The 26,990-nt window shown below is 68.9% G+C and carries 15 protein-coding genes; 12 read left to right on the top strand and 3 right to left on the bottom strand.

Annotation, left to right across the window (positions count from 1 at the left end; translation table 11 throughout):
- Nucleotide 1 precedes the first annotated feature (1 nt).
- Nucleotides 2-4,690 carry a BREX system serine/threonine kinase PglW gene (gene pglW, locus ACFYX3_RS26050; protein WP_389017853.1) on the top strand — a complete coding sequence of 1,563 codons (4,689 nt, stop codon included), beginning with the start codon at nt 2-4 and terminating at the stop codon, nt 4,688-4,690.
- Nucleotides 4,687-8,328 carry a BREX-2 system adenine-specific DNA-methyltransferase PglX gene (gene pglX, locus ACFYX3_RS26045; protein WP_389017850.1) on the top strand — a complete coding sequence of 1,214 codons (3,642 nt, stop codon included), beginning with the start codon at nt 4,687-4,689 and terminating at the stop codon, nt 8,326-8,328. Before pglW ends, pglX begins: the two co-directional genes overlap by 4 nt.
- A gap of 60 nt (nt 8,329-8,388) precedes the next feature.
- Here pglX and ACFYX3_RS26040 read toward each other — a convergent pair whose 3' ends face one another.
- Nucleotides 8,389-8,598, bottom strand: coding sequence for a DUF397 domain-containing protein (locus ACFYX3_RS26040; RefSeq protein ID WP_389017847.1), 210 nt, complete (start codon nt 8,596-8,598; stop codon nt 8,389-8,391).
- Entirely contained in the window at nt 8,580-9,410 is an 831-nt protein-coding gene (locus tag ACFYX3_RS26035) for a helix-turn-helix domain-containing protein (RefSeq protein WP_389017844.1), read from the bottom strand. The genes ACFYX3_RS26040 and ACFYX3_RS26035 overlap by 19 nt, the downstream gene beginning before the upstream one ends.
- A 216-nt stretch (nt 9,411-9,626) precedes the next feature.
- Here ACFYX3_RS26035 and ACFYX3_RS26030 point away from each other — a divergent pair, with 216 nt between their 5' ends.
- The 10 genes from ACFYX3_RS26030 (at nt 9,627) to ACFYX3_RS25985 (ending at nt 24,736) form a co-directional block, all read left to right on the top strand.
- Nucleotides 9,627-9,869, top strand: a complete 243-nt coding sequence (locus ACFYX3_RS26030; protein ID WP_389017841.1) for a hypothetical protein — start codon at nt 9,627-9,629, stop codon at nt 9,867-9,869.
- Nucleotides 9,866-10,120: a hypothetical protein gene (locus ACFYX3_RS26025; RefSeq protein ID WP_389017838.1), complete on the top strand. Its 255-nt coding sequence runs from the start codon at nt 9,866-9,868 to the stop codon at nt 10,118-10,120. The genes ACFYX3_RS26030 and ACFYX3_RS26025 overlap by 4 nt, the downstream gene beginning before the upstream one ends.
- 154 nt (nt 10,121-10,274) lie before the next feature.
- Complete coding sequence (locus tag ACFYX3_RS26020) at nt 10,275-12,140, top strand: DNA/RNA helicase domain-containing protein (protein ID WP_389017835.1); 1,866 nt, start codon at nt 10,275-10,277, stop codon at nt 12,138-12,140.
- A gap of 143 nt (nt 12,141-12,283) precedes the next feature.
- Nucleotides 12,284-16,201, top strand: coding sequence for a DUF6079 family protein (locus ACFYX3_RS26015; RefSeq protein ID WP_389017832.1), 3,918 nt, complete (start codon nt 12,284-12,286; stop codon nt 16,199-16,201).
- The gene (pglZ, locus tag ACFYX3_RS26010; RefSeq protein WP_389017829.1) at nt 16,198-19,104 is read left to right on the top strand and encodes a BREX-2 system phosphatase PglZ; all 2,907 of its coding nucleotides are present in this window, start codon (nt 16,198-16,200) and stop codon (nt 19,102-19,104) included. The genes ACFYX3_RS26015 and pglZ overlap by 4 nt, the downstream gene beginning before the upstream one ends.
- Before the next feature lie 41 nt (nt 19,105-19,145).
- A complete protein-coding gene (locus tag ACFYX3_RS26005; RefSeq protein ID WP_389017826.1) occupies nt 19,146-19,433 on the top strand; it encodes a hypothetical protein in 288 nt (95 codons plus the stop codon).
- On the top strand, nt 19,412-20,893 hold the full coding sequence (locus ACFYX3_RS26000; RefSeq protein ID WP_389017823.1) for an AIPR family protein: 1,482 nt from the start codon (nt 19,412-19,414) through the stop codon (nt 20,891-20,893). The genes ACFYX3_RS26005 and ACFYX3_RS26000 overlap by 22 nt, the downstream gene beginning before the upstream one ends.
- 43 nt (nt 20,894-20,936) lie before the next feature.
- Nucleotides 20,937-22,262, top strand: a complete 1,326-nt coding sequence (gene brxD / locus ACFYX3_RS25995) for a BREX system ATP-binding protein BrxD (protein ID WP_389017820.1) — start codon at nt 20,937-20,939, stop codon at nt 22,260-22,262.
- The gene (locus ACFYX3_RS25990; RefSeq protein WP_389017817.1) at nt 22,262-24,388 is read left to right on the top strand and encodes a DEAD/DEAH box helicase; all 2,127 of its coding nucleotides are present in this window, start codon (nt 22,262-22,264) and stop codon (nt 24,386-24,388) included. Before brxD ends, ACFYX3_RS25990 begins: the two co-directional genes overlap by 1 nt.
- Before the next feature lie 219 nt (nt 24,389-24,607).
- Nucleotides 24,608-24,736 carry a DUF6408 family protein gene (locus ACFYX3_RS25985; protein WP_389017814.1) on the top strand — a complete coding sequence of 43 codons (129 nt, stop codon included), beginning with the start codon at nt 24,608-24,610 and terminating at the stop codon, nt 24,734-24,736.
- A 55-nt stretch (nt 24,737-24,791) separates the two neighbouring features.
- On the opposite strand, the gene ACFYX3_RS25980 is transcribed toward ACFYX3_RS25985, so the two are convergent.
- Nucleotides 24,792-26,906 carry a DUF2075 domain-containing protein gene (locus ACFYX3_RS25980; RefSeq protein ID WP_389018101.1) on the bottom strand — a complete coding sequence of 705 codons (2,115 nt, stop codon included), beginning with the start codon at nt 26,904-26,906 and terminating at the stop codon, nt 24,792-24,794.
- Nucleotides 26,907-26,990: the final 84 nt, after the last annotated feature.

Here is a 26,990-nt window from a genome sequence, read left to right as displayed (position 1 = left end):
CATGCGGGAAGGCCGGTGGACGACGGTCGCCGACTCCGAGTTCGACCATGAGCGCCGCGGCCTGGAGGCCATCCGCACCCAGTTGCCGGATGCCGACCCGTGGCGCGCCTGGTCGAACTTCACCTTCACCGCGAATACCGGGCACGTCCGCGAGGTCGATCTGCTCATCGTCGCCCCCAGCGGCATGTTCATGATTGAGCTGAAGGACTGGCACGGCTCTGTGACCAGCGAGAACGGCACCTGGGTCCAGACCACCCCGGGAGGCCACCGCCGCCCCCACGGGAACCCGCTCCACCTGGTCAACAAGAAGGCGAAGGAGCTCGCCACGCTCCTCGGCCAGAACGGCAAGCGCGTGTGGGTGGGCGAAGCGGTCTGCTTCACCGACGGTAATCTGCGGGTCCGCCTCCCCGCCCACGACCAGAACGGTGTCTACACCGTCCCCGAGCTCGTGAGCATGCTGAAGCAGCCGCCTCGGGACGAGCGGCGCCGGATCACCGCGATCGACTCCCGCGAGATCAAGGCCGCTCTCGACCGGATCGGCATCCGGCGCAGTGACGCCGCCTACAAGGTCGGCCCGTACCAGCTCGAGCGGAGGTCTTTCGACACCGGCCCCACGTGGGCGGACTACCGGGCCACCCACAGTGAACTGCCCGAGGTCGCCAGGGTGCGCGTCTACTTGAGCGAGCGTGGCTCCGACGCCTCCATCCGTCGTTCGGTGGAGAACGCCGCCCGACGCGAGGCAGCGGTGCTCCAGCGGTTCCGTCACCCCGGCGTCGTGCAGCTGAAGCAGTACTTCCCGTCCGGGCACTCCGCCGGCCCCGCGCTGATCTTCGACTACCACCCGCAGACCCTCCGGCTGGACGAGTACCTGCTGCAGCACGGCAAGCGGCTCGACATCCTCGGCCGGATGGCGCTCGTCCGCCAGCTCGCCGAGACCATGCGGTCCGCCCACTCCAGCCGCATCCACCACCGCGCCCTGGCCGCACGCTCGGTCCACGTCATCCCGCGCAACCGGGGCCGGGAGGGCAAGGCGATCGGGGAGGATGCCGCCTGGCTGTCTCCCCGGCTGCAGATCTCGGACTGGCAGATCGCCACCCAGCGGGCCTCCGGCACGGACGGCGCCACAGGTCAGGGCATGACCCGCTTCGCCCCCACGGCCCTCTCGGTGACCCACGTCTCCGAAGGCTCGGACCCCTATCTCGCGCCCGAGCTGACCGCGCTCAGTGCGGACCCCGTCTACCTCGACGTCTATGGCCTCGGTGTCCTCACGTACCTCCTTGTCACCGGCAAGGCCCCGGCCGCCAGCCAGGCCGAGCTGCTCGCCCGCCTGGAGGCCGGCGAGGGCCTGCGCCCCAGTTCCCTCGTGGACGGCCTGTCCGAGGACATCGACGATCTGGTGCAGGCGGCCACCGCCTACCGCCCCGGTCAGCGCCTGTCCTCGGTGGACGAGTTCCTGGAGATGCTGGAACTGGTCGAGGACGGTCTCACGGCACCGGCGTCCGCTGCGGAGACCGAAACCGTCGACGTTCCGGAGAAGGACCCGCTGGAAGCCGTCGCCGGCGACGTCCTCGGCGGCCGGTGGGAGGTCCGCCGTCGCCTGGGCACCGGCTCCACCAGTCGCGCGTTCCTCGTACGCGACCTGGAGGCTGAAGCCAGGAAGACGCGCCCGCTGGCCGTGCTGAAGGTGGCTCTGTCCGACAGCCGGGGCGAGATCCTCGTGCACGAGGCCGAGGTCATGGGCCGGCTGCGCCCCGACTCCCGGATCATCCGGCTCGTCGAACCGGAGCCCCTGCGCATCGCCGGCCGGACCGTACTCGCCCTGGAGTATGTCGGCGACGAGCGCGAGACGGACGACGGAGCTGCCGACGGAGCGCGCGGGTCGGCCGAGGCCGCCGGCGCCGCTCCTCGCGGGGGCACCAGGCACCGCCGCCGCGAGGAGACCGTCGCCCGCCAGCTCCGCGAGCGCGGCCGGCTCCAGATGGACCAGCTGGAGGCATACGGCGACTACCTCTTCGGCGCGGTGGACTTCCTGGAGGGCGAGAGTGTCTGGCACCGCGACATCAAGCCCGACAACATCGCCATCCGCATCCGCCCGAACCGCACCCGCGAACTGGTGCTGATCGACTTCTCCCTCGCCGGCTATCCGGCGACGGACCATGACGCCGGTACGGAGGGCTACCTCGACCCGTTCATCGGCACCCTCACGCGCACCGCGTACGACTCGCACGCCGAGCGGTACGCCGTGGCCGTCACGCTGCACCAGATGGCGTCCGGCGAACTCCCGAAGTGGGGCGACGGCTCGCTGCCACCCCGGATGACGGACGCGGCCGAGTTCCCGTACCCCGTCGTCGCCGCCGATGCCTTCGAGCCTGCTGTACGGGACGGGCTGCTCGCCTTCTTCCGTAAGGCTCTGCACCGTGATGCCGCGCAGCGGTTCCCCGAGCTCAAGCCGATGCGGGACGCCTGGAAGAAGATCTTCCTGGACGCCGCGCAGGCGGTGCCGTCGAGCCATCGCACGCGCCACCCGGAGCCGGTCGCCGAGCCGTCCGCCGCGGCGGGCACTCCCGCGATCGCCGACGCCGAGCCGCTGTCCGCCGAGGAGCAGCGCGAGCGACTCGCCGCCGCTGTCACTCGGGACACCCACCTGTCCTCCGCGGGCCTGACGCCGGCGGCCGAGTCCTTCCTCTACGGTCTCGGTGTCACGACCGTCGGCGGGCTGCTCGACTACAGCCGGAGCAAGCTGCTCAACGCCCCTGGTCTCGGCACCAAGACCCGCACGGAGGTCCAGCGCCGCCAGCGCCAGTGGGGCAAGTTGCTGCGTGAGGCCCCCGTCTCGCCGCTGACGCCGAAGGGCCGCGCCGAGGCCAAGGAGGAGCTCGCCCAGCTCACGGCCGCCGAATCGGCCGTGCTCGGCACCCTGGCCACGAGCGAAGGCGCGGGCGGGCTCACCGGCTCCGCGCTGCGCTCGGTCAGCCTGGACACGCTCGCCACGATCTTCGTCCCGGAGCTCAACAACAACCGCTCCAACAGCAACAAGATCGAAATGGTGCGGCTGCTGCTGCGTCTTCCGAACGAGCGCGGCGAGCTGCCCGACATCGGCGTCTGGCCGAAGCAGAAGGACGTGGCGGAGACCCTCGGCCTGTCGGCGGGGCGCATCCCGCAGATGCTCAAGGAGGAGCGCAAGCGCTGGAAGAAGCACCCGGCGGTCCAGGCCCTGCGCGAGGAGATCATGGACCTCCTCGCGGGCCTCGGCCGGGTCGCCTCCGCCCTGGAGATCGCCGACGCCCTCGCCGTACGACGCGGCACGCAGCTCGCCGAGCGTGAGCAGCGGCGCGCACTCGCCCTGGCAGCGGTACGGGCTGTGGTGGAGGTGGAGCAGCTCGAGCCGGACGAGGCCGAGTTCCAGCACCAGCCCAACCGCAAGGCCACTGAGGACGCCCTTGTCGCGGGCCTGCTCGCCCTCGACGTCCGTGAGGGCGACGCCCCGGACACGCCGACGGCCCCCGGTCTCCTCGACTACGCGATGCGCCTGGGCAAGACCGCCGACCGGCTCGGCCGCCTTGAGACCCTCCCGACGGCGACAACGGTCCTCAGCGAGCTCGGCGCGCTCACCCCGCCGCCCGGTCTCGTCGACTGGGACGAGCGCCGGCTCGTCGAACTGGCCGCCGCCGCCTCGCCGAACGCCGCGGCCACCCCGCGTCTGGAGATCTACCCGCGCGACCTGTCGCTGGTCCGCGCCCTGCGGCTCACCCAGGCCGGCCTGGTCCCGATGATCCCCGGCGTACCGGAGGCCCGGCAGCCGGGCCTCACCGGCGAGGACATCCACGAACGGGTCCGCGCCCGCTTCCCCGAACTCGTCGTCACCGACGCGCAGGGCGCCGCCACGCACGAGCTGCCGACCGGCAGCCGCCTGACCAAGGCCCTCTTCGACGCCGGCTTCGAGCTCACGCTGTCCACGCGCGAGGACACGAAGACCCTGCGCTATCTGCCCACGCGGATGGACGGCACCTCCAGCTACCTGACCGGCGGCATCGGGCGCCAGTCCACCGATGTGGGCGCGGTGACCCGGTACTCCGACGACCCGCTGCTCGCCGGTGCGGTCCGCACGGACGAGCGCCTCCTCGCCTCCGCACGGCAGGACGGCTACCGGGTCCTGACCGTGCACCACGGCCGTACGGTGGAGGCGATACGGGAGCTGGCCGCGGACCGGATCGGTGCGCGCCCGGTGTCCGTGACCGAGCTGTTCCTGGAGTCCATGCACGGCTTGGTCCCGCCGGGTACGAAGCCCACCTGGGAGACCCTGCTCCGGGCCGACGTGGCCGAGCCGGGCTCACGGGGCGCGATGAAGTTCGCCGAGTACGCGCGGACGGCGTGGGGCACGGTCGAGCCTCGGGTGCGGGAGCTGCTCGACCCGGTGACGGGTGCGGGCCCAGTGCTGCTGACGGAGACGGCCGTCTTCGCCCGGTACGACGCGATGGGCGTCCTTGACCGGCTCGCGGAGGCCGCCCGGCAGGGCGGGCGGGGCCTGTGGCTGCTCGTGCCGCAGCCGGACCCGGCGCGGGAGCCGAAGCTGGGGCCTGTAGCAGTGCCGTACCAGGCGGGCCTGGGCGAATGGATCGACTTGCCTGACTCGTGGGTGAAGAACGCCCACCGGTCGGGTCTTCACGAAATCAAGGGAGACGAGAAGTGATCGACCGCAAAGCCCTGTTGGACGACCTGAAGCAACAGGTCAAGGCGGTCGAGACCGACCTGGGCAAGCAGGTGAAGGTCGTCCCGGAGGGCGCACGCCTGAAGGACGAGTACGACCGCGCGCGGAAGTTGGGCCGTACGGCGGCGACGTGGAACACGTGGCTGGACGAGCGGATCACGCAGGTCGCGGTCGCGTGGGTGCTTGGCTCTGTCTTCGTCCGCTTCTGCGAGGACAACGGCCTGATCCCGGAGCCGTACCTGACGGCGCCGAGCGCCGATCGGCGGGACCTGACGCTGGCGAGGTACGAGGACTACCTGGCGACCTCGGAAGACCCGACGTACCGGGGGTGGCTGGAGCGCGCCTTCGAGGAGTTGGGGAACGGCCAGGCGGGCCGGCTGCTGTTCGACCGGCGGCACAACCCGCTGTACCAGATCCCGCTGTCGCACGACGGGGCGCGGGAGCTGGTGGACTTCTGGCGGGAGCGGGATGAAGAGGGTGTTCTTGTCCACGACTTCACAGATGCGCTGAATGAGGACGGTACGGAGGGGTGGGACACCCGGTTCCTGGGTGACCTGTATCAGGACCTGAGCGAGGCGGCCCGGAAGACGTACGCGCTGCTGCAGACCCCGGAGTTCGTGGAGGAGTTCATCCTCGACCGGACGATGGACCCCGCGGTACGGGAGTTCGGCTACGAGGGCCTGAAGATGATCGACCCTACGTGCGGGTCGGGGCACTTTGTGCTGGGTGCGTTTCGGCGGCTGGTGCGGCTGTGGGGGGAGGGCCAGCCGGGACGTGACCTGCATGAGCGGGTGCGGGCTGCGCTGGACTCGGTCCATGGGGTGGACCTGAACCCGTTCGCGGTGGCTATTGCGCGGTTCCGGTTGTTGGTTGCGGCTATGGCGGCGAGTGGGGTTCGGACGCTGGAGGAGGCGGGTCGGTATGAGTGGCCGATCCACCTGGCGGTGGGGGACTCGCTGATCAAGCACCGGCACCGGCAGGAGAGCCTGTTCGAGGGTGATGGGAGCGAGGACTCGGACGAGCTGGCCGAGTTCAAGTACGAGACGGAGGACGTGCACGAGCACCCGGAGATTCTGAGGCCGGGGCGGTACCACGTGGTGGTGGGAAACCCGCCGTACATCACGGTGAAGGACAGGAAGCTCAATGAGCTTTATAGGGGGCTGTACGACGCCTGTGCAGGTAAGTACGCCTTGTCAGTTCCCTTTGCGCAGCGTTTCTTCGAACTGGCGAAGGCCGGGGAGCCCGAGAGCGGCTTCGGTTACGGCATGGTTGGCCAGATCACTGCTAACTCGTTCATGAAGCGCGAGTTCGGAACGCGACTCATTGAGACCTACTTCGGTCACGAGGTGGAGCTGACTGAAGTCATCGACACATCGGGGGCCTATATCCCCGGGCATGGGACTCCGACGGTTATCCTCGTTGGAAGGAAGCGCGGTGGGGGCAGCCGTTCCATGACCATCCGCACGGTGCGGAGTATCCAAGGTGAACCTGGTGCCCCTGAAATTGCCGAAGAGGGAAAAGTCTGGCAGGACATTGTCAAGCAGATCGACCAGCCGCGTTCCGCGGGCCCCTGGGTCTCAGTCGACGACCTGGACCGCGAACGCTACTTCGGCAAGCAACCTTGGGTTCTCGCAGACGGCGGCTTGGAGATGCTTGAGAGTATCTCCAAGTCCAAGCAAGCCCCATTGAGTCGAGATGTTTCACGAATCGGATTCTACGGAATCCCAGCTGCCGATGACGCAATGACAGCCCCTCATCGGGTGTTCAGCAGGCTCGATGCCGAGGAAGAGTTTATTAAGCGCCTGACCGTGGGTGACGAAGTGCGCGACTTCAACTTTGCCGAAGGCGACAGCATCTTCCACCCTTATGATTCCTATCGAAATCTGCAGGGCCTGAGCACCTTCCCTCAACTATCCACCTGGCTTTGGCCCTACCGGACCGAACTCGGGTCACGGGCTACTTTCTCGGGAGGCACATACTTCAGCGACCATCGCCCGTGGTGGGAATGGCATCAGCTCCCCAAGGATGTAACCGCCCACGCCTGGTCACTGAACTTCGCATTTGTTGCGACACACAACCACTTCGTTCTTGACCGCAATGGAAGGGCATTCACCCGCACCGCACCAGTAATCAAGCTACGCAAGGACGCCTCAGAAGAGGAATACCTGCAGCTCCTTGGCCTGCTCAACAGCTCGACCGCCTGCTTCTGGCTGCAGCAAGTTTCACACAATAAGGGAGAGGGAGGTGGCGCACGCGTCGAGGCGGGCTACGCAGCCATGGGCAGCGAAGCGTGGAAGAACTCGTTTGAGTTCACGGGGACAAAACTGCTGGACTTCCCACTGCCCAGCGCATATCCCGCCGCCACCGCTTACGCTTTGGAATGCCTGGCGGAGCGTCTGGCTGCTGCAACGCCAACGGCGGTGGCCACACAAGGAGCTCCAACCCTCGGCCCCCTCCGCGAGGCCAGCGCCACCTGGCGCACCACACGGGCAAGGATGATCGCCCTCCAAGAGGAACTGGACTGGCAGGTCTACACGCTCTATGGGCTGCATCCCGAGGACCTGCGGGTCTCGGAGAACCCAGACTCCCCCGACATTCCCGAACTCGCCCTCGGTGAGCGCGCCTTCGAGATCGTACTCGCGCGCCGCGTCGCAGCAGGGGAAGTCAGCGATGAGTGGTTCAAGCGGCATGGGTCCACACCCATCACTGAGATCCCTGCACACTGGCCGGCCGCCTACCGCGCGATCGTGCAGAAGCGGATCGACGCCATCGAGTCGTCCCGTGCCATCGGGATGGTCGAGCGGCCGGAGTACAAGCGGCGCTGGGCGACCGAGGGCTGGGACGCGCTTCAGGAGAAGGCGCTGCGGTCGTGGCTGCTTGATCGGATCGAGGACCGCGACCACTGGTTCGATGAGAACGGGATGCCCGCCCTCATTACGCTCTCCCGGCTGACCGACAACTTGTCCCGTGACGAGGACTTCGTCTCCGTCGCCAAGATCTACGCGCCCCGCAAGGAACTCCCCGCCGTCGTCGCCGAGCTCATGACCGACGAGCACGTGCCGTTCCTCTCCGCCCTGCGCTACAAGCCCTCCGGACTGAAGAAGCGCGCCGACTGGGAACACGTCTGGGACCTCCAGCGCCAGGAGGACGCCGCCCAGGACGAGCCGGCCAAGCGGAAGATCCGGGACACCATTCCCGTACCGCCGAAGTACACCTCGGCCGACTTCCTGCGTCCCTCCTTCTGGCGAGCGCGCGGCAAGCTGGACGTGCCGAAGGAGCGCTTCATCTCGTACGGGCAGACCAACGTCCCCACCCCCGACCTGTACGGCTGGGCCGGCTGGGACCACCAGGAGCAGGCGTACGCGCTCACCACGTACATCGCCACACACGAGTCCCTGACCGACAAGGAAGCCACCCCGTTTCTGGCGGGCCTGCTGGAACTCCAGCCGTGGCTGGACCAGTGGCACGGCGAGTTCGACGCCACCTTCGGTACGTCGCCGGCCGACTTCTTCCGGGGTGACCGGCAGATGGAGCAGGGTAAGCACGGCCTGACGGACGACGACCTGCGCGCGTGGCGCCCGGCGGCGGCCACGCGAGGACGTCGTACGACCAAGAAGTAGGTCCAGGTGTGCCAACGGCCCCCGCGATCCGGAAGGTTCGTGGGGGCCGTTGCTGTCTGCTCAGCCGTTCAGCTGCCCGCCCTTGATCGCCGTGACGAAGGAGGACCAGCCGCTAGCCGGGAACACGAGCACAGGGCCTCGCGGGGTCTTGCTGTCCCGGACCGGGACGACTGGGGCGAAGTCGTCGGCGACCTCGACGCACTGCCCACCATCGGGGTTGCTGTAGGAGCTCTTGCGCCAAACCGCAGCACTCAGATCGATGGATCGCACGGCACTTCCTCCAACATGCGCAGGATGAACTTCCGCGACTCGGCAGGGGGAAGTGCCAGGTCGCGCACCGCATCGTAGGCACGCTGCAACCGCTCCACCGAGACGTTTTCCTCTACGAGTTCGCCTTGATGTGCACTCTCCGTGTACGCGACGGTGCGTCCACTCAGCAGCCTCAGGAACATGACATCGGTACTGACCAGCCCGTGAATCCCCATACCCAGCTGTAGCACCTGGATCGCCACGTTGGGCCGCTCGGCAATCTCCGCCAGATACTCGAGCTGCTCTCGGCAGTGCGAGGCGTCCCGCAAGACCGCCTCCGACAGGATCGTCCGGAACGGCGGCGCATCCTGCCCATCCAGCAGCTCGCGACGCTCCATCCGAGCGTCCACCTGCTTGTCCAGCTCCTCGCCCTTCAGACCGCCCGCGGCCAGCAGTTCTCTCGCATACCCCGGCGTCTGCAACAACCCCGGCAACACGCTCACCGCGAAGTGCCACAGGCTCACCGCCTCGGCCTCCAGCGTCATGTACCGCCGGTACCGTTCCTTGAACTGCGACTTGTCCCCCGCAGCCAGTTCCCACAGCGCCAGCAGCAGCCCCGGCGTCCCGTAGAACGTGTCCAGCGCCTGGACGACCTCCGGGCTGCTGATCGTCTCGCCCTTCTCCATCTTTCCGAACAAGGACCAGTCCCAGCCCACCCGCTCCCCGAGCTGCCGCAGGCTCAGCTTCCGCTCCACCCGCAGTCTCCGCAGCTCCTCCGCGAACCGCTGGCGTGGCTCCTGGCTGCGGCCGCTGATCAGTCGTCGCTGCGGCATGGTGCTCCCCTCCGAGTCGCTCGCCCGGGTGGAGGGTGTGGACGGGGCGTGGAAGGTGTGGAACCAGCTGCTGACAGCGGGGAGGTACTCCCCCGTCCACAGCCGGCCCGCCCGCATCCGGGCACATCCTCGTCACACCCGGACTACGGAGCGTAATTCGCCGCATGTCAGCGGGTCCTGGAAACAGCGGAACCCACCCACGAGGAGTGACTCCCCATGGCGCCCACGCCACACAATTCGGCCATCTCTCCCAAGGTCCAGGAAGCCCTGGACGCCCGCGACGCTCTCGCCGCCGCCCTCACCCGCGCCGGCATCCAGCTCCCCGCCATGGACATCCGTACCCCGTGGCTGGACGACCGCGAGGCCGAAGCGTCCTACGCCCTCGTTCACCTCGGGATCTGTTCCGCGCCTATCGCCCACGCGCTCGCCGCCGTGATCATGAATGGGCTCGCCCCTTGACCGGCGCCAACCCCGGCCTCCCGTGCGTCGGCGCCGCCGTCCTCGACACCACCCGCAACCGCGTCGGCCGCGTCATGGGCGCCGAAGGCCCGTACCTCCAGCTCCGCCCCCTCGGTGGCGGTCGCCCGTGGGACGCCGTACCCGCCCACCTCCGCCCGCTCACCAGCGCCGAGCTGCTGAGCGCTCTCGTCGCCGAGGCCAACGCGCGCAGTCGGCGCGGCCCCGTCCACGGACCGCCTCCCCCGACCTGACGGAGTCCGGAGCCGCGCCCTCCACATGATCCACACGCTGTCTTAAGATGACCGGAATCATCTCAGCGGCCCGCCGGGCTTCCGTTCCGCTTCGCGGACTCAGAGGACATGCCCCCACCCGCACGAGCTTTTTTGTGCTGCCTGGGGGCATTTCTTGCTGTTCCGTGAGTCCGCGGCGTCCGTTGCCGCCCGCACGCTCGAGGGTTCTCTGGCGCTGCTCCTGATCGAGAACTTTCGGCACAAGCACAGCCACCAGCCCGGCACCTCGGAAGTCCGCTCCTGGAAGCGCAGCCTCCCCGCCCTCGCGAACGCCCTGGTCGAGGCCGGGCTCGGCGAGGTCGAGGTGATGGTCGAGTACGGGCTGCCCCTCACCAGCAAGCGCGCGGACGCGATACTGGCCGGCGTCCACCCCACCACCGGCGAGCCGTCATACGTCGTCGTGGAGCTCAAGCAGTGGAGCGAGGCCTACTCCGTGGAGGAGGACCCACTCCTCTGCACGATCGATGCCTATACCCACCCCGTGCTGAACCCGATCGAGCAGGTCCGGGGCTACTGCGAGTACCTGCTGTCCTTCAACGCGGCCGTGGAGCGGACGCCCGAGTCCGTCGCGGGCGTGGCCTACCTCCACAACGCCACAGAGACTCGGATCGCCTCACTGAGGACGCTGCCCGAGACCCTCCACGGGCGCATGTACACCGGCGATCAGCGCGGCGCCTTCCTCGACTTCCTTCGTTCGCGCCTCGCTCCCAAACCCGGCGCCGAGGCCGCCGACCTACTCCTCCAGGGCAAGGTCCGCCCCTCCAAGCAGCTGATGAGCGTCGCGGCAGCCGAGGTGCGGGACCGGGAGCAGTTCGTGCTGCTCGCCGAGCAGCGGCTCGCGTACGAGCTCGTGATGTCCGCCGTACGCAAGGCCAAGGGGGCGAACCAGAAGCAGGTCATCGTGGTGACCGGCGGCCCCGGGTCCGGCAAGAGCGTGATCGCCATGCAGCTGCTCGGGGAGCTGTACCGCCGCGGAGTCGCTGCCCTGCACGCGACTGGGTCTCAGTCGTTCACGAAGACGATGCGCAAGGTCGCCGGGGCGCGGAAGCCCGAGGTGCAGAAGCTGTTCAAGTACTTCAACAGCTTCATGGAGGCCGAGCCGAACGACCTCGATGTACTGATCTGCGACGAGGCGCACCGGCTCCGCATCACCTCCGCCAACCGCTACACGAAGGCCGCTCTGCGGACCGGCCGGCCCCAGGTCTCCGAGCTGATCGATGCTGCCAGGGTCCCGGTGTTCCTGCTCGACCAGCATCAGGTGGTGCGGCCGGGCGAGATGGGGACCGAGGAGCAGATCCGGCAGGCCGCTGCCGAGCATGGGCTCGACTGCACGGTGGTGGACCTGGACAGCCAGTTCCGCTGCGGCGGCAGTGACGCGTACGTGCAGTGGGTTGCCGATCTGCTCGGCCTTGAGGGCGGTTCGCCGACCGTCTGGGAGCCGGACGGCAAGGTGCAGCTGAGCGTCGCCGACAGCCCTCAGGAGCTCGAGGACTTCCTCATCGCTCGCCACGACGAGGGCTACGGGGCCCGGATGTCGGCCGGCTACTGCTGGAAGTGGACGACGAAGATCACCCCGGACATGCACAGCCTGCCCACCGACGTCGTCATCGGCGACTGGGCCCGGCCGTGGAATCTGTACGGAGACCGCTCCGTGCTCGGGGCGCCGCCGGCGCCGCTGTGGGCGACGGACGAGGCCGGTTTCGGACAGGTCGGCTGCGTCTACACGGCGCAGGGCTTCGAGTACGACTGGTCCGGTGTGATCATCGGGCCCGACCTGGTGTGGCGTACGGACCGGTGGGTGGTGGACCGTACGGCCTCCAAGGACCCGTCGTTCACCAAGGCCACCCCGGACGACCAGATCGACCGGCTCATCCGGAACACGTACAAGGTGCTGCTCACCCGGGGCATGCTCGGCACGGTCATCTACTCGACGGATCCGGAGACGCGGGAGAAGCTGCGGTCGCTGATCCCTGCGGCATAGGTCGTAAAGGGCGTCCCCTTCCTCCTTCCGACCATCGGTGTCCGAAAGCGGTCATCCGTTGTCAGACCGACGCCATACGATCTGACGAGCTTCAACCATCAGTACTGCCAGCAGCGCCAGCCCGTCGGAGAGTGAGACCGTCAATGGCCCAGCAGCCGCCCCTGCTCCGCGACGTCATCGACATCAAGGAGAAAGTCTCCACATCGGACTTCGTGCTCCAGCTCTCGGAGGCGACGACGCCCGAGGGTGCGGAGCGCGCGCTCCGGGACTACGTGGTCACGGAGCGGCTGCTCGAGAACTTCGACGAGGCGCTCGGCCTGATCAAGTCCGCGCTCGACGGGGCCACGTCCAAGGCTGCCTATCTTCACGGGTCGTTCGGTTCCGGTAAGTCGCACTTCATGGCCGTGCTCCATGCCCTGCTCAGCGGCAGCCCGGCCGCCCGTGCGCGTGAGGACTTCGACCCGATACTGACGAAGCACGAGTGGCTCGGCACGGACGGGAAAAAGTTCCTGCTCGTCCCGTACCACATGCTCGGGGCGAAGGCGCTCGAGCAACGGGTCCTCGGCGGATACGTGAGCCACGTCAAGAAGCTGCACCCGGAGGCATCGACGCCACAGGTGTACCGGACGGACGCCCTCTTCGAGGACATCCGGTCCATGCGGGCGCGCATGGGCGACCAGGCCGTCATCACCGGACTCACCTCGGTGGATGGGACGGACGACGAGGCCGGCGAGGAAGAGGACGAGTGGGGCGAGTCGCTCGCCTGGGCGTGGACGCCGGAGCTGCTCGACACCGCCCTCGCCGCCGAGGAGGTCCACGAGGCCGGGCAGGCGCTCAACCTGGTCCGGCCCACGACTCCTTCCGAGCTGCGGGCGCGCCTCGTGCGCGACGCGAGCACGAACCTGCTGCCCGGTTTCGCGAAGAACGCGGCGGAGGACGAGCACGGGTTCATCTCCCTCGACGCAGGCCTGTCCGTGATCGCCGAGCACGCGAAGTCGCTCGGCTACGACGGTCTGATCCTGTTCCTCGACGAGCTGATCCTGTGGCTCGCGACGCTCATCCACGACCAGAAGTTCGTGGCCCGCGAGGCCAGCAAGATCACGAACTTCGTCGAGGGTGGCGACGCCCGCCGCGCCGTCCCCGTGGTCTCCTTCATCGCTCGTCAGCGCGATCTGCGCGAGCTCGTCGGCGAGGAGGTGTCAGGAGCGGCGGAGTCCTCCATCCAGGACACGCTCAACCTTGCCTCCGGCCGGTTCGACAAGATCACCCTTGAGGACCGCAACCTTCCCCAGGTCGCCCATGCCCGTCTCCTCCAGCCGAAGGACACGGACGCGGCGGCGCTCATCAAGGCGGAGTTCGACAAGACGCGCAAGATCCGCCAGGAGGTCTGGGACACCCTGCTCGGCTCCGACCGGGGTGCGGACGGCGTCGGTGCGGACGAGGAGAGCTTCCGGCTCACCTACCCCTTCTCGCCGGCATTCATGGACACGCTCGTGCACGTGTCCTCCGCCCTCCAGCGCAACCGCACCGGTATGAAGCTGATGGGCCAGCTGCTCGCCAACCACCGCAACGAGCTGCGGCTCGGCGACCTGATCCCGGTCGGCGACCTCTATCCCCTCATCACCGCGGGCGGCGACAAGCCGTTCACGGACAGCCTGAAGGTCGTGTTCGAGGCGGCGGACAAGCTGTACAAGACCAAGCTGCGCCCCTACCTCCTCCTCACGCACAACGTGTCGGAGGAGGACATCGAGAAGTACACCAACCGCCCCGACGACATCACCGACCCGGCTCTGCGCGGCCGCATCAAGCTGTTCGTCGGCGACAACCGCATCGTCGGCACCCTGCTCCTTTCCGCCCTCGCCCCGAGCGTCCCCGCGCTGTCGGAGCTCACCATCCGCCGGCTGTCGGCCCTCAACTACGGCTCGGTGGTCGCCCCGATCCCCGGCCGCGAGTACGGCATCCTGAAGAACAAGATCGCGGAGTGGGCGGGCCGCTTCCCGGAGATCAAGGAGACCGGCACCGAGGCCAATCCGGGTGTCCGTCTCGAGCTGTCCGGCGTCGACGTGGACTCGGTCATCGCCAACGCCCAGATCAACGACAACCCCGGTAACCGCAACGCACTCGCCAAGCGCCTTCTTGCCGAGGAACTCGGCATCACCCAGGGGCAGTTGATCGACGAGCTGAACCTGGTGTGGCGCGGCACGGAGCGAAGCGTCGAAGTGATCTTCGGCAACGTCGTGGACGAGGACGAGCTGCCCGATCACGACCTGATGCCCCAGCTCGACGGGCGCTGGCGGCTCGTGATCGACCTGCCCTTCGACGAGGGCGAGTACGGGCCGGTCGAGGACGCCGACCGCATGCGACGACTGCGCGAGAAGCAGGGCGAGCCGTCTCGTACGGTCGCCTGGCTGCCCACCCATCTTTCCAACCAGCGGTACGCCGACTTCCGCCGCCTCGTCGTGATCGACAAGGCGCTCGCGGACGAGCAGCGCTTCGACGGGCAGTACGCGGGTCATCTGAGCCCCGACAACCGGTCCCGGGCCAAGGGACTCCTCGAGACCCAGCGAGAGACACTGCTCAAGAACGTCAAGGCGGCCTTCAAGCAGGCCTACGGGCTCGCGGAGAAGAAGGCCACCGACGTGGAGCTCGGGTTCGCCGACCACCTCCAGTCGCTGCGGGCGGTCGACGGGCTGACGCTCTCCTTCGGACAGTCTCTGCGCGACGGGATCCGGCACATCGCCGGCAAGCTGCTCGCGAACCAGTACCCGGACCACCCGGAACTCGACCCCGATGGCACCGGTACGGCCGTCCGGCAGGCCGACGCCAAGAAGGTCTTCGGTCACGTCCAGGCAGCCGCCGAGGCACGTGACGGGCGGGCCGAGATCCCGGCCGCCGACCGGGGTCTGATGCGCCGCGTCGCCGGTCCGCTGCGGCTCGGCCAGCAGAAAGAGGCGTACTTCGAGCTCTCCCGCTACTGGGCCGACCACTTCCAGCAGCTGGCCCGCGAGCAGGGCGTCACCGGTGACCTCAGTCTGATCACGCTGACCGACTGGACGGACCGACCGACCCCGCGAGGGCTTCCCGGCTTCCTCGCCCGGCTCGTCGTGGCCTCGTTCGCCGAGATGGACGACCGGGTGTGGGTGCGCGCGGGCATGCCGCTCGACCCCACGCCGGGGCTGCACGAGATCAAGGATCAGGACGCGTTGCGCAGCCAGCCGCTTCCCTCGGAGGAGGACTGGGACGCGGCCCGGCAGCGCTTCACCACGATCTTCGGGGTCCCCGCGCCGACCCTGCGCCGTGGCCGCATGGTGAACCAGCTGGCCCGGCAGATCGCCACTGAGGCCGGCAAGTACCGCGAGGAGGCCCGTCAGCTGGTGACGGAACTGGAGCAGCACGCCGGCTTCCTCGAGCTGGACGAGACGGTGGAGGCGGGACGGCCGGCCATCGCCCGCCGGTCCGTGGAGCTGCTCGACGTGCTCACCCGCTCGGCCGGCCAGGGAGCCGCGGGAGCCAAGAAGACGGTCGAGGCGCTCGCCGCCTTCGACTTCGGCCCCGTGAGCCCCGATCGCTTCGGAACGTCGATCAAGCAGGCCGGTGCGGTGGCCCAGGCGCTGGACTCGGCGTCCTGGAGCACGCTCGAACTGGCCTCCTCCGAGGGGCCCGAGGGCGAGGCGCTCCTCGAGTCCCTTCGTAACTCCGCTCGCAGTGACCAGCGGACCAACGACCTGAAGGACTCCCTGGCGCGCACGCAGCGTGACGTCCTGGCGCTCATCAAGCGGAACCGGGCGGCGAACAACCCGCCGCCCGCTCCGGCTCCTCCGGTGCCGCGTCCGGGCGATGTGGCCCTGGACACCCCGACCAGCCACCCCCGGGTCCCCGATGAGAGTGGATCGGGTGCCGCCGCCACCGGCACCGGCTCGGACGGTCGGGTGCGGCGCTCCGGCGGCGGCCGGACCACGGCCGGGCGTGCGGTGGCGGAGCTCCAGGCCGAGCTCGCCGCGCTGGTCGCCCAGGAGCCCGGCGCCACCATCGAGATCACCTGGCGGGTCGTCGAGTCATGAGTACGGTCGCCACCGGCACGGTCGCGGTACGGCTGAACCTCGCGACGATCACCCAGTACCTGTCCGCCCAGACCTCCCTGGCCGGCGCGCTCGCGGGCCGGGACCGGCATCGGGCGGTCCTGCTGCGCTCGGCTCCACAGTGGGAGGGGCCCGCCGAACTCACATGGGGGGACGGGCAGTCTGCCCGCGTCACCGCGGCACCGTCCCCGCTCGCCGTGCATGAGCTGGTGCTCGACCACCTCGCCGAGCGGACGACGGGACCGGCCGTGCTCGTCGTCCTCACGGACCGGGAGCAGAACGAGCTCGACCCGGCGGTCCTCGCCCGCGCCCACAAGCAGCGCATCGACGCGGTCGACAGCTGGGACGTGGTCCGCGACGCCTTCGGCGCCCAGCAGATCGATCCGCGGCTCAAGGAGGACAACTGGGCCGCGGAGGCGCTCCTGGACGCGGCGCCGCCGGCCGGCTGGTCCCGCCTCGGCGGCGGTCTGCTGTCCCGGGCCAGTGCGCTGACCGCGCTCGCGCTGCGGCGGCTGCGGCTCGGTCCTTATCAGGACGAGCAGGAGCCGGGCCCCCGGGATCACACGACCGCGACCGACAGCCTGGACACTCATGCGCTGCTCGGCTGGTCGCTGACGGAGGCCGGTCCCGAGCGGTTCCTCGAGCTGCGGGGACCCGAGCGCTCCGGTCTCGTGTCGTTCCTCGGCGAGCAGGACCAGGCCGGGCTCGCCGGTCGGGCACTCCTCGCTCTGGTCGAGGCGGAGCACGGGCCGGACGCCGTCGCCTTCGGGCTCGTGTGCTCCACGCTCTGGTGCCACTCCGCACCCGACGCGGCGACGTACACCGCACGCGGTCGCGCCGAGCGCTGGTTCGGGGAGCGTCCGCCGGCGGAGGGCGAGCAGTTCGACGCCCTGGCAGCGGCCTTCGGGCGTGCGGCGGAGGAGTACGTCACGGGACTGCTGACCAGGACGGTCCGGGCGGGGAATCACGGTTCCGAGGACGCCCGGGAGGCCCGCAGGATCAGCGACACGGTGCTGGACCGGGCCTCGGCTCTGGTGCGCCAGTTCGGCGCCGAGGCCGCGGCCAAGTCGAGTCCCGTCCTCACCTCGGGGCTCGAGGCCAGGTTCACCGCCGTGGGGCAGGCGCTCACGGCGCGCGAGCCGGAGGCTCTCACGCGTGCGGTGCGTGCGCTGGAAGACCACCGGCGTGCGAACGGTCCGGAGATCCAGGCGCGGATCGAGCGGACGCGGATGGGCCTGCGACTCGTCCAGTGGGTGGCCACCGAGTCCGTCAGCGCCGACCGGCCCGTGTTCGACGCGATACAGCATCATGTCCAGGAGACGGGTTGGGTCGACCGGGCCCTCGAACACATCGAGGCCGGTGGCGACCCCGATCCCGTCCTTGCCGCCGCGTACGACGGGCTCGCCGCCCGGGTGCGTGAGCGCCGGCGGGAGATCGACCGTGATTTCGCCCGCACGCTCGCCACGTGGACCGCTGCGGGCACCGGGCCCGGTGCGGGGCTGACCGTGGAGACCTTCCTGGAGCGGGTGGTGAAGCCCGTCGTCCAGAGTCCGGACGGCCGGCGCGTGCTGCTGCTGGTCCTCGACGGCATGAGCGCGGCCATCGCCACGGAGCTGGGCGAGGAACTGCGCTCCACCTGGGCGGAGTTCGATCCGCTGAAGGACGGGAGTCCGCGCCGTCGGGCCATGGCCGCGGCCCTTCCGACGCTGACGGCCGTCTCCCGTACGTCGCTTTTCGCGGGCCGGCTCATGCAGGGCTCGCAGAAGGACGAGGCCCAGCTGTTCCCCCGGCTTCCGCTCTGGGGTGGTGCGCCCGCCGCCGTCTTCCACAAGGACGACCTGCGGGCCGAGAGCGCCGGAGAAACATTCGGCCCCGCGCTCACCGAGGCGCTGACGGACGGCCGCACCCATGTGGCCGTGGTCCTCAACGCCATCGACGACCGGCTGGCCAAGGAGCAGAAGCTCGGCGATGGGTCCTGGCAGGCCGCACACGTCCCCGGTCTCCTGGACCTGATGCGGATCGCGGCCGAGCAGGGCATGGCCGTACTCGTCACCAGTGACCACGGGCATGTCGTGGACCGGCACGGTACGAAGGTCGAAGCCGGCTCACCCTTGTCCGCCCGCCACCGGTCCCCGGGCGGCGACCTCGCACCCTCGGAGATCGCACTGCGCGGCAGCCGGGTCGTCGCGCCCTCCCCCGGAGCGTCGATCGTCGCCCTGTGGGATGCCGACTCCCGGTACACGGCCCGGAAGGCCGGCTACCACGGCGGGGCGTCGCTCGCCGAGTTCACCATCCCGGTCCTCGCGTTCCTGCCGTTCGGGGCGACTCCGCCACCGGCATGGCGGGAACTAGGAGGCCAGCTGCCGCCCTGGTGGGACCTCCAGGAGCGGGCGCCGCGGCCCGTCGCGGCCCCGGCTTCCGGGCCGGCGGCCGTACCCGTGAAGCGACCGGCCAAGCAGAAGCCCTCCAAGGAGCAGGAGCGCCTGGCCCGTACCCACGACTCTCTGTTCGACGTCGCGCTCGTCCCGGCGCCGGAGCACGAGGACGCGCTGGTCACCGCTGCCGTGGTCGACCCGGACGACGCCCTCGTCGCGGCGCTCTTCGCGTCGGACACCTTCGAGGGGCAGAAGGAGCTGCTCGCGCGCAAGCCGCCCATGGACAAGGTGGAGCAGGCGATCCGGTCGCTGATCGACGCCGGGGGGACCCTCCCGGTGACGGCCCTGGCCCAACGGGTTTCCTACCCGGCGACGCGCGCCGACGGGTTCGCCGCCATCCTTCGGCAGCTCCTCAACTACGACGGTGTCCAGGTCCTGGAGACGCTTCCCGACGGCAGGACGGTCCGTCTCGATCTGCCCTTGCTGCGCATCCAGTTCGGCCTGGACTGACCCCTCGCCCGCCCACGCATCCGCACGATGAGCCAGGAGCCATGAGCGCCAACGACCGTGTTCTGATCAATCAGATGATCGACGAGTGGCGGAACGCCCGCAGCGTTCCCCTGTCGTTCGACGCCGCCTTCGAACGGTTCGCGAGCGAGCACGCCCTGCACGGGTTCGGGCTTTCGGAGGAGGAGATCGAGGCCGGCATCATCGGCGGCGGGAACGACGGCGGCATCGACGGCGCGTACGTGTTCCTCGCGGCCGGCTGCTGCACGAGGACGGCGAGATCTTCCAGAACTCGTCGGCCGCTTCCCAGGTGGAGGCCGGCACGCAGCTGACCCTGTGGCTCGTCCAGGCCAAGACGAGCCCGGCCTTCTCCGAACTGGCGCTGGACCGGGTGGCCGCCACCTGCAAGGACCTCCTGGACATGGAGGTAGACGACGACGCCGTGGCCATCCTGTACAACGAGGACCTCCGGGCGCGCTTCCAGCTCTTCCGGGAGGCCCTGAAGCGTCTCGCGCACCGTCATCCGACGATGCTGATCAAGTTCTCGTACGTGACCCGCGGCGAGGCCTCCGAGGTCCACCTCAAGGTGCAGACGAAGGCGAAGCTCCTGGAGGCCCAGCTCACCCAGGCCTTCGCGATCTCGACGGGCGAGGTCGAGTTCCTGGGCCCCGCCGAACTGTGGAAGCGGGCCAGCACTCTTCCTTCGTACACCCTGGAACTTCCCTACCGGGAGAGCATCACCCACGGCACGAGCCACATCGCCCTGGTCGGCCTGGGCGAGTACATCGACTTCCTCAGCGACGAGACCGGCACGATCAAGTCCCACGTCTTCGACTGGAACGTCCGCGACTACCAGGGCAACGCCGAGGTCAACCGGGAGATCACCGCCTCCCTCCAGAACGCGGACGCTCCCGAGTTCTGGTGGCTCAACAACGGCATCACGATCGTGTGCTCCCAGGCCACGTCGATCGGCAAGCGCCTCAGTCTCTCCGACGTGCAGATCGTCAACGGTCTCCAGACCTCGTACACGCTCCACGAGACCCTGCGCGACCTCTACGCCGCCGAGCCGGCCGCCCCCGTCTTCGACCGGCTGGTCCAGGTGCGCATCCTCGTCACGGCCGACCAGGCTGCGCGCGATGCCGTCATCCGCGCCACCAACCGACAGACCAGCGTGCCGGTCGCCTCCCTCCGGGCCACCGACGACATCCAGCGGCAGATCGAGTCCTACTTCCTCGAGCACGAGTGGTTCTACGACCGCCGCAAGAACTTCTACCGGAACCAGGGCAAGCCCACCGACCGCATCGTCAGCATCCCGCTCCTCGCCCAGTCCGTCATGGCGATGGCTCTGGGACAGCCGGACGCTGCACGCGCCCGGCCGTCCAGTCTGCTCAAGTCGGACACCGACTACCGGCGGGTGTTCTCCGAGAAGACGGAGCTGCCGGTGTACCTGTGGCTGGCCAGGGCTCAGCGCCAGGTGGACGAGTTCCTCCAGTCGACCTCGGAGCCCGTCTCCCGCTCCGAGTACACCAACCTCCACTTCCATCTGGCGATGTTGGGCACCGTGGATCTCATCGGCCGTGCCTTCAACAGGCCGGACACTCTCAACAACGCCGCCCGGGAAGACATCTTCCCGACCCCTGCCCGCCTGGAGTCGCTGTGGGCGTCGCTCCGCGAACAGTTCGAGCTCTTCCAGAAGGAGCGGCAGTGGGGGCCGGACAAGGCCGCGAAGAGCGCGGAATTCGTCGCCCATCTGACGACGACCCTCGGCTACGGCAGCCTTCGCCGGCGGTGACGCGGCCGGACCACCGCACCGGGGCGGATGGGAGAATGGGCGGGTGAGCACTCCTCGTCCCACCGTCGTGTCCGCCGCTCGGCGCCGAACCGCCATCGACGCCCTCCGACGGGGCGCGGTCCCCGAAAACGGCCTCGACCTGCTCGCCACCGGGCTCGACCGCTTCGAGTCCGCCCTCGATGCGGAACTCGACGCGGTCGCCTCGGGGGCCTCGGTCTTCAAGGCCGTACGTGGCGAGTATGGCTCCGGCAAGACTTTCTTCACGCGCTGGCTCGGTGAGCGTGCCAAGCAGCGGAACTTCGCCGTCTCCGAGATTCAGATCTCGGAGAACGAGACTCCTCTGCACAAGCTGGAGACCGTCTACCGACGGCTCACCGAGCGGCTTGCGACGGCCAGCTTCCCGCCGAGCGCCCTGCGTCCCGTGGTGGACGCCTGGTTCTACGCCCTGGAAGAGGACGCCCTCGCCGCCGGCGCCGACGAGAAGGACCTGGACGGTGAGGTGGAGAAGCTGCTCGCCGCCCGGCTGACCGAGGTCTCGCGCCATGCGCCGTCCTTCGCCACCGCTCTGCGCGGCTACCGGTCCGCACTCGCGGAAGGCGACGAGGCGACGGCAGCGGCAGTCCTCGCCTGGCTCGGCGGCCAGCCCCATGTGGCAGCCGCGGCCCGGCGCTCCGCCGGCGTCCGCGGAGACCTCGACCACTTCGGTGCCCTCGGTTTCCTGCAGGGACTGCTGACCGTGCTGCAGGACTCCGGCCATCGGGGACTCTTCGTCGTCCTCGACGAGGTGGAAACCCTCCAGCGGGTACGGTCGGACGCCCGCGACAAGGCGCTGAACGCCCTCCGGCAGCTCATCGACGAGGTCCACTCCGGCCGCTTCCCCGGCCTCTACCTCGTCATCACCGGTACACCTGCCTTCTTCGACGGCCAGCAGGGCGTACAGCGACTCGCACCGCTCGCCCAGCGGCTCGCCACGGACTTCACGACGGATCCACGCTTCGACAACCCTCGAGCCGTCCAGTTGCGCCTGCCCGGATTCACCCAGGAGTCCCTGGCCGGCCTCGGTGTGACCATTCGCGATCTGTACGCCTCCGGTGCTTCGGCCCCCGACCGCATCACGTCGCTCGCCGACGACGCCTACATCGCCGACCTCGCCCGGGCCGTGGGCGGATCACTCGGCGGGAAGGTCGGCGTGGCGCCCCGGCTCTTCCTGAAGAAGCTGGTCGGGGACGTCCTGGACCGCATCGACCAGTTCGAGGACTTCGACCCGCGCCGGCACTACCGGCTCACGGTGACGGACACCGAACTCACCGACGTGGAACGAAACCTGGCCGCCGCGTCGTCCGCCGACGGCATCGATCTGGACCTGTGATGGCGAACGGCGCGGACCCGGTCGACCGGCTCGACCCCGTCGTCCTCCACCACGTGGTCAACACGCTCGGCTGGCCGGACCTCCGGCCCCTGCAGCGTGCCGCCATCGATCCGGTGATAGACGGCGAGGACGCCGTACTGCTGGCCCCCACGGCTGGAGGGAAGACCGAGGCCGCCTGTCTCCCGATCCTCTCGGCCATGTCCGCCGGAGGCTGGACCGGCACCTCGGTCCTCTACCTCTGCCCCCTCAAAGCGCTCCTCAACAACCTGATGACGCGCATCGACAGCTACGCGCAGTGGCTCGGGCGCAGCGCCGCCCTATGGCACGGAGACACCAAGGAGTCCCAGCGTCGCCGTATCCGTACCGAGCGGCCGGACATCCTGCTGACCACTCCGGAGTCGCTGGAGGCCATGCTCATCGGCGTGAAGACCGACCATGCGCACTTGCTGGGAGGCGTCAGGGCTGTTGTCGTGGACGAAGTGCACGCCTTCGCGGGCGACGACCGCGGATGGCATCTCCTAGCCGTCCTTGAACGCCTGGAACGGGTGACAGGGCGCGCCATCCAGCGGATCGGGCTGTCCGCGACCGTCGGCAATCCGGAGCAACTGCTCACCTGGCTGCAGGGCGCGAAGGCCGGACAGCGCCCGGGCAGGGTCGTGGCCCCGGGCGCTTCCGGTGTCCCCGCCGGATCGCAGCCGCCCGGAGAGGTCGAGCTCGATTACGTGGGTTCTCTGGACAACGCCGCCAAGGTCATCGCCGCCCTGCACAGAGGCGAGAAGCGGTTGGTCTTCTGCGACTCCAGGCGCCAGGTAGAGGAGCTGGGTGCGGCGCTCAGGGCACGAGACGTCACCGTCTTCCTCTCGCACGCCTCTCTGTCCGCCGATGAACGGGCCAGGTCCGAGCAGGCGTTCGCCGAGGCACGCGACTGCGTCATCGTCGCCACCTCCACCCTGGAGCTGGGCATCGATGTGGGCGACCTGGACAGGGTCATCCAGATCGACTCCCCCGCCACCGTCGCCTCGTTCCTGCAGCGCATCGGCCGGACGGGGCGGCGCCCCGGTTCCAGCCGGAACTGTCTCTTCCTGGCCACCCACAAGGACGCCCTGCTGCAGGCCGCAGCGCTGCTCCTGCTCTGGGGGCGCGGCTGGGTCGAACCCGTCGTGGCACCCCCCGAGCCGCGCCACCTCGTGGCCCAGCAGCTGCTCGCCGTGACGCTGCAGGAACACAAGCTGGGTGACCGGCTCTGGTCCGAGCAGTGGAACGGTCTCGTTCCGTTCGACCGCTCGGCCGCGCCCGTCCTGCGCCACCTCGTGGACGAAGGCTTTCTGGATTCCGACGGAGGGATGCTGTTCGTCGGAGACGAGGCGGAACGCCGCTTCGGGCGACGGCACTTCATCGAACTGACGGCCTCCTTCACCGCGCCACCTCAGTTCACCGTCCTGTCAGGGCGCACCGAGATCGGCCGGATGGATCCCACTGTCCTCACCGACGAGCGGCCGGGGCCGCGCCGACTCCTTCTGGCCGGCCGCAGCTGGCAGGTGACCTTCATCGACTGGGGCCGCAAGAGGGCTTTCGTCGAGCCCGTCGAGAGCGGCGGCGTCGCGAAGTGGTCGGGCGGATCGGTCGTCGGCCTGTCGCACGCGCTCACCCGCGCGATGCGCGAGATCCTCCTCGGCGAAGATCCGCCCGTCACGCTCACGCGGCGGGCCGAGGTCTGTCTGCAGGAGTGGCGCGACGAGAAAGCGCCCCGCATGGTCCATCCCGACGGCTCGCTCGTGGTGCGGCAGGGGGACGACGTCCGCTGGTGGACCTGGGCGGGCTACCGTGCCAACGCGACACTCGGCGCGACGTTGGGGTCGATCGCCGACCCCGTTCAACGCCCGACCGACTGCTACGTCCGGCTCCGGGAAGACCTGACCCAGGACATGTGGCGGAGTGCCCTCAAGGCTGTGGATTCCGGTCCCGCCCTGGTGCTTCCCGATGTCGATCCGCGGGCGGTGGCGGGCCTGAAGTTCTCCGCCGCACTGCCCTTGCGCCTTGCCACGGCGACGGTCGCGGCGAGGCTGGCGGACTTCGACGGCGCACGTGCCGCGCTGTCGGAGCGGACCAGGTTCCAGTCGGCCTAGTCACGCCGACCGGAGCTTTATTGGTCCATCGTCAAGTCTGCCGCGTATTAGTATGGTTCGCGCTGCGCACCTTCCCGGAGGGTACGTCAGCGGTGTTCAGACGCCGGTTCTCGATCGCGACTGAAGAGTGGTTTCCCCCGTGTCCCGTACGTGGGGTGAGTGCGGATGCCCGGTAGGGCGGTCCCTGCCATTCCGATGTCGTACCGAGGAGTGGTGTTCATGAATCCCGTTGAGTGCAAGCCTGCGCGTCGCAGCAGGATCCGCAGGATCCTGTTCGACGTCACCGTGGGTGTCGTCGCCAATCTTGTGGTGGCGGCCCTGACGGCGGCAGCGCGCCTGGTCTTCTGACCCCGGCGGATGGCGGGCCCGGAGAGCCCGCCATCACACTTCTGAACCACTCCTGTCAGAAGAGCCTCAGCTCGGCTTCGTATGATTCTCCCGACCTGCGGTTCTTGCGGTTGCGTCGTCCTCGTCGAGGCCGGGGCAGGTGGGGCCGGCGGGCTTCCTGCGGCAGGTTCTCCCAGATGGGCCGGAGGCCGTGGACCTCCACCTCGCCAACCAGTTCCTTGAGGTATGTGCGGGTCTCCTCGTCCGTGGAGTACAGCACCGTCGCGCGGCTGGCCCTCGTCATCAGCACGTGATAGGCGTGGCGTACGAGCCGGGCGAATTCGTCGTCGTCGACACTGCCGGCCTTCACCTTCGGGTCGAATGATCCGGGCACGGCGACACGTTTGACTTCGGACTCCGGGTCCTGAAGCTCCTTGCCTCGCCGGAATACCCATTTCTCCCCGCGGCGCACCATGTCCTCGCCCATGATCACGCCGCACCAGTCCCATTCGAGGCCCTGTGCGGTATACACGCAGCCGATCTGGCCGAGACCGTTCTCGTGCACGGACCAGATCCTCGACGGGGGTGCGTCGTTCTCGCAGAAGCTGTCACTGTCCGCGTTCCACGGTCGGTGCCAGTCTCCGATACGGACGTCGGCCTCCAGACTCTTGGTTTTCCCCTGCGGCTTCGTCCACGGCCAGCAGTAGCCTGCGACCATGCGCGCGGAAGCGCCGGCCAGCGCTTCGGTGCGGATGATCCGTTCGAGTTCCTCCGGGGTATCGGCGACCTCGATGTGCATCAGTCCGTCCGGTCTCCATGGATCGGGCGTCTCGTCCGTGACTCCCAGTACGGCCCTCACCCAGCGGATGTAGGCATCGCTACCGCCGCAGCGGAACTGCTCCCGCAGGTTGAACCGGGCAAGCCGGGCATCGTGCCGGACGGCCGCTTCCTCGATGAGTTTTACGGTGCCCACCTCGTTCGGCCGAACAGACTGGGCCTCGTCCAGGAAGAACACGGTCAGGCGGGACGCCGCGAGCAGTTCGTCCACCTGTGGCCCCGTGCCCTGCTCCTCGGGCTTCCAGAACCGGCTCGTCGAACGGTCTCGCAAACGGTGCGCTTCATCGCAGATCAAGACGTCCAGAGGCGGATCGGGCGGAGTGACGAAATTACTGAAGTAGGTGAACGACTCCCGGAACTCGCTGTCTCCATATCCGACGTGTTCCTGCATCGCCCCGTTGAAGGCCCTGCTGCCACTGGCGTACTTCACTGTGCGCCCCTGAGCCTCCAGTTCGGTCTTCATCTGCAGGCCGATGGCGCTCTTTCCCGTTCCCGCGCCGCCGGTCACCAGAAACACCACGCGACGCTCGTCCGGAATCAACTCCGGTCGACGCGGATTCGGGAGGATCCGGGATGCGGTCTCGAGAATGTTGTCGGCGACGTCCTTCTGCCTCCCCCGCAGAGTGAAGACCGTGTCGACACCGCGTGACCAGATCATGGCGTCCAGCAAAGGTGTGTTGCGCAGCCCCATGCCCTGCAGCATGATCTCGGCCATCGAGGACGCTCCCTCGTCGGCGAAACTCCCTTGGAGGTCGGAAAGGAGTTGCTTGCGCCGGTCGCTCGTATAGATACGGGCATACACTCCGGTCGGCGCCTCCACATCGAGAAGCGGACGCACAGATTCATCCGTGGCGTTGTGCAGGTAGGCGAATCCGCCACACTCGAAGTCAAGCCCCTGGAACGGCCCCCGGCCGCTCGTGAACGCGTGGTAGTACTCCCGCAGCTGCAGGGCCGGATGAGCCTTCGCGCCCATGCCCTCCACGTACACCAGGTCTGCGGTCGCCTGTTCCACCCTGGTGACGCCGGACCAGCGCTTCAGCTCGACCAGCTGTACGGACGGCCGGTTCTCCTCAGGATGGCGGCCCACCAGGACCACGTCGATGAGCCGCGGGCCACCCGGGCGATCGGAGTCGTCGATCGTGGCAGCGCATTCGACGACCATCTCCACGTTCCCTCGTCCCGCGGCCACCAGATCGCCCGCCAGACTCACCAGACTCTCCGCCCAGGCGGAACGCTCGGTGACCGAGGCGTCAGCGCTGCGGAAGTGTCGCCATCGCGCGGCGAGGTGCGGCACCATCAAGCGCCGGGCGTTGAGCGTGAGCAGATCCTGCGCTGCCATTTTCAGCAGGAGCATGGACACGAGGTGGTTCCCCCAGGGCACGAGTGACTCGTGCGGGTGGGGGCATGTCCTCGTGGGGAAGCCCGTCGGGCCGCATTC

Source organism: Streptomyces sp. NPDC002463, assembly GCF_042889835.1.
Classification (GTDB): Bacteria; Actinomycetota; Actinomycetes; order Streptomycetales; family Streptomycetaceae; genus Streptomyces; species Streptomyces nymphaeiformis.
Note: the sequence above shows the minus strand (reverse complement) of the source record. Positions and strands in the feature narration are given on the sequence as shown.

Excerpts from the sequence above, each read along its gene's own strand:
- pglW (WP_389017853.1), top strand. The coding sequence starts at position 2 with ATGCGGGAAGGCCGGTGGACGACGGTCGCCGACTCCGAGTTCGACCAT.
- ACFYX3_RS26035 (WP_389017844.1), bottom strand. The coding sequence starts at position 9,410 with ATGCCGCAGCGACGACTGATCAGCGGCCGCAGCCAGGAGCCACGCCAG.
- ACFYX3_RS26030 (WP_389017841.1), top strand. The coding sequence starts at position 9,627 with ATGGCGCCCACGCCACACAATTCGGCCATCTCTCCCAAGGTCCAGGAA.
- ACFYX3_RS26015 (WP_389017832.1), top strand. The coding sequence starts at position 12,284 with ATGGCCCAGCAGCCGCCCCTGCTCCGCGACGTCATCGACATCAAGGAG.
- pglZ (WP_389017829.1), top strand. The coding sequence starts at position 16,198 with ATGAGTACGGTCGCCACCGGCACGGTCGCGGTACGGCTGAACCTCGCG.
- ACFYX3_RS26005 (WP_389017826.1), top strand. The coding sequence starts at position 19,146 with ATGAGCGCCAACGACCGTGTTCTGATCAATCAGATGATCGACGAGTGG.
- ACFYX3_RS25990 (WP_389017817.1), top strand. The coding sequence starts at position 22,262 with ATGGCGAACGGCGCGGACCCGGTCGACCGGCTCGACCCCGTCGTCCTC.
- ACFYX3_RS25985 (WP_389017814.1), top strand. The coding sequence starts at position 24,608 with ATGAATCCCGTTGAGTGCAAGCCTGCGCGTCGCAGCAGGATCCGCAGG.
- ACFYX3_RS25980 (WP_389018101.1), bottom strand. The coding sequence starts at position 26,906 with ATGCTCCTGCTGAAAATGGCAGCGCAGGATCTGCTCACGCTCAACGCC.